Source organism: Rhodoferax sp. (assembly GCF_028689305.1).
Taxonomy (GTDB): domain Bacteria; phylum Pseudomonadota; class Gammaproteobacteria; order Burkholderiales; family Burkholderiaceae_C; genus Rhodoferax.
The window spans coordinates 1-3,179 of the sequence record NZ_JAQTWM010000122.1; the positions used below are offsets into that span (position 1 = coordinate 1).

The 3,179-nt window shown below is 66.1% G+C and carries 4 protein-coding genes; all 4 read left to right on the forward strand.

What is annotated here, in order from left to right; genetic code table 11:
- Nucleotides 1-867 (forward strand): hydroxymethylbilane synthase (hemC, locus tag PHW99_RS17105; RefSeq protein ID WP_300180443.1); only part of this gene is annotated, 867 nt, incomplete at its 5' end.
- A gap of 2 nt (nucleotides 868-869) precedes the next feature.
- Nucleotides 870-1,685 carry a uroporphyrinogen-III synthase gene (locus PHW99_RS17110; RefSeq protein WP_300180446.1) on the forward strand — a complete coding sequence of 272 codons (816 nt, stop codon included), beginning with the start codon at nucleotides 870-872 and terminating at the stop codon, nucleotides 1,683-1,685.
- Nucleotides 1,682-2,758, forward strand: a complete 1,077-nt coding sequence (locus tag PHW99_RS17115; protein WP_300180449.1) for a uroporphyrinogen-III C-methyltransferase — start codon at nucleotides 1,682-1,684, stop codon at nucleotides 2,756-2,758. Before PHW99_RS17110 ends, PHW99_RS17115 begins: the two co-directional genes overlap by 4 nt.
- Nucleotides 2,759-2,763: 5 nt before the next feature.
- On the forward strand, nucleotides 2,764-3,179 hold a 416-nt coding region (locus PHW99_RS17120), incomplete at its 3' end, for a heme biosynthesis HemY N-terminal domain-containing protein (RefSeq protein ID WP_300180452.1).

Sequence of the window (3,179 nt, forward strand, 5' to 3'; positions counted from 1 at the left end):
GGGCATTCGGTCAAGCTGCTGGGCATGACCACCCGGGGGGACCAGATTCTGGACCGTTCGCTCAGCCAGGTCGGAGGCAAGGGGTTGTTTGTCAAGGAGCTGGAAGTCGCCCTGGAAGAGGGGCGCGCCGATCTGGCCGTGCATTCGCTCAAGGACGTGCCGATGGAACTGCCCGAGGGGTTCAGCCTGGCGTGTGTGATGCTACGCGAAGACCCGCGTGATGCCTTTGTCTCCAACCGTTATGCCAGTCTTGACGAGCTGCCGCAGGGGGCGGTGGTGGGCACCTCAAGTTTGCGCCGGATGGCCCTGCTGCGTTCGCTGCGCCCGGATCTGAAGATTGAACCCCTGCGCGGCAATCTCGATACCCGCCTGCGCAAGCTCGATGACGGCCAGTTTGATGCGATTGTGCTGGCCGCTGCCGGCCTCAAGCGCCTGGGCCTGGTGCAGCGCATCCGCGCCGTGTTCGACCCTGCCGTGATGTTGCCTGCCGCCGGGCAGGGAGCCCTGGGTATCGAGGTGCGCGCTGACCGCGCCGATGTGATCGCGGCCCTGGCGCCGCTGGTGCACCCGTCCACCTGGCTGACCGTGGCCGCCGAACGCGCTGTCAGTCGGGCCATGGGGGGCAGTTGTTCCATGCCGCTGGCGGCCTATGGCACCTTGGCACAGGGCCAGCTGAGGCTGGATGCCGCCTGGGGCGACACCGCAGAAAAACTGCCGTTGGTGCGGGTGGGTCTGCAAGGGCCGGTGGCCGACCAGGCCAGCGCCGCTGCGCTGGGCCAGCAGGTGGCTGACGCTTTGCGCTCGGCGGTGCTGGCGCAGGGGGGCAGCCTGGCGCATCTGGCCAGCGCCGGGGACGCCGGACACTGAGCATGCGTGTCATCGTGACCCGGGTGCAGCCGCAGGCAGCGCGCTGGGTGAAGCTGTTGGCACCACGGTTTGATGCGGTGGCCCTGCCGCTGATCGACATCCAGCCGCTGGCGGACACCCGAGCCCTGCAGGTCGCCGGGCAACGCTGGGCCGACTATGCCGCGGTGATGTTTGTCAGCAGCGCTGCGGTGGACCATTTTTTCGCATCAAATCTGGCTCTAGCCCGGATAAAAAGGACACAGCAAGCTATAAAAACAAGAGCATGGGCGCCTGGGCCGGCAACTCGTGCCGCTTTGCTGGCGCATGGGCTGGCGGCGGAGTGGGTGGACTCGCCGGCAGCAGAAGGCGGGCAATTCGACTCAGAAGCGCTGTGGCAGCAGGTGCAGACCCAGATTGGCCCCGGCGCGCGGGTGTTGATCGTGCGTGGGGACACCCAGACCGAGGACGATCCTGATGGCCCTGCCGGCTCCGTTTCGGTGCAGGGTGTCGGGCGAGACTGGTTGGCGCAGCGCCTGCGACAGGCCGGGGCGGTGGTGGACTTTGTCGTGGCTTATCGGCGTGGCGCTCCGGTCTGGGGCCCGCACGAGCGCTCGCTGGCGACAGCGGCGGCCCGTGATGGTTCGGTCTGGTTGTTCAGCAGTGCCGAAGCCATCAACCATCTGCCAAGCCTGCTGCCAGGCCAGAGCTGGGCTCAGGCCCGCGCGGTGGCGACCCACCCGCGGATTGCCGAAGCCGCCCGCTGCCTGGGTTTTGGTGTGGTATCCGAGTCACGTCCGACGCTGCCGGAGGTACTGGCCTCGATAGAATCCGTGGCATGACTGATGCGCTGCCCCCTGATCCATCCCGCCTGAACGAGAGCCAGGAGTCACCCGCGGCAGTGACCCCGGTGGCAGCCGCCGAGCCCGTGATGCCGGCGCCGCGGCGCCGTTCCACTTTCTGGCTGGGGCTGTTGGGGGCGGTGGCCTTGCTGGCGACCCTGCTGCTTTGGCAAAAGGTCAGCAACATGCAGGAACAGCTGGCGCGCCAAAGCGGTGACGCCCAGAACCAGTCGCAGGAGGCGCGTGCGCTGGCCAAGCAGGCGGTGGACTTGGCCCAGGCCAGCGCCGCCCGCGCGGCGATGCTGGATGCACGTTTGAGTGAGGTGGCCCTGCAGCGCAGCCAGATCGATGAACTCATGCAAAGTTTGTCACGTTCACGTGATGAAAATCTGGTGGTGGACATCGAAGCCGCCTTGCGCCTGGCGCAACAGCAAGCCCAGCTGACTGGCAGTGTGGAACCCCTGCTGGCTGCACTCAAAAGTGCTGATCAGCGGGTGCTGCGCGCCGCGCAGCCGCGTCTGGCCTTGCTGCAGCGGGCCATTGCCCGTGACATCGACCGGGTGAAATCGTCCGCCGTCAGTGATACGCCCAGCATGCTGGTCAAACTGGATGAACTGGTGCGGCTGGCCGATGAGTTGGCGCTGGCCAATGCGGTGGCGCCGGCGCGGGTGACGGCAGAAAAGACCAAAACGGCCGTGGCGCCACCTCCCAGTGGCTGGCAGACGGTGCTGCAATTGGTGGTGGCAGAAGCGCGTCATCTGGTTCGGGTCAGTCGCGTCGAAACGCCGGAGGCGGTGTTGCTGTCTCCTGAGCAGTCGTTTTTTGTGGTGGAGAACTTAAAGCTCAAGTTGCTCAATGCCCGCCTGGGGTTGCTGTCTCGGCAAATTGAGTCCGCCCGTTCTGATCTGGCCTCGGCCGAAGAGACGCTGCGGAAATATTTTGACCAGAATGCCCGCAAGACAAAGACCGCCATGGCGCTGTTGCAGCAAGTGCAGCAGCAGATGCGCACCTTGCAGTTGCCGCGTATTGATGACACCCTGACGGTGCTGGCCACAGCGGCTGCCGGGCGCTGACCCGTATGCGTAGTGCTCTCTGGTTTCTGGGTCTGTTTGGGGTCGCGGTGGCGCTGGCGCTGTTTGCCAGCGGCAACGAAGGCACCATCACGGTGTTCTGGCCGCCGTACCGGGTGGATCTGTCGCTCAACATGGTGGTGCTGTTGCTGGGGCTGCTGTTTGCCTTGATGCACATGGCGCTCAAGGCGCTGGCGGCGCTGTTTGCCATGCCGGGGCAGGCCCGCTCCTGGCGCATCCGGCATCAGGAACGCAGCATGCAGTCGGCCTTGCTTGATGCCATGTCCCACCTGGTGGCGGGTCGCTTCATTCGTGCCCGCAAGGCGGCCGAACTGGCATTGGCGCGCGAAGCCGCCATGACCCGCCATGGCGAGCCATGGGAAGAGGCCGCCCGGCTGCGGGTGCTGGCCCATTTACTCGCCGC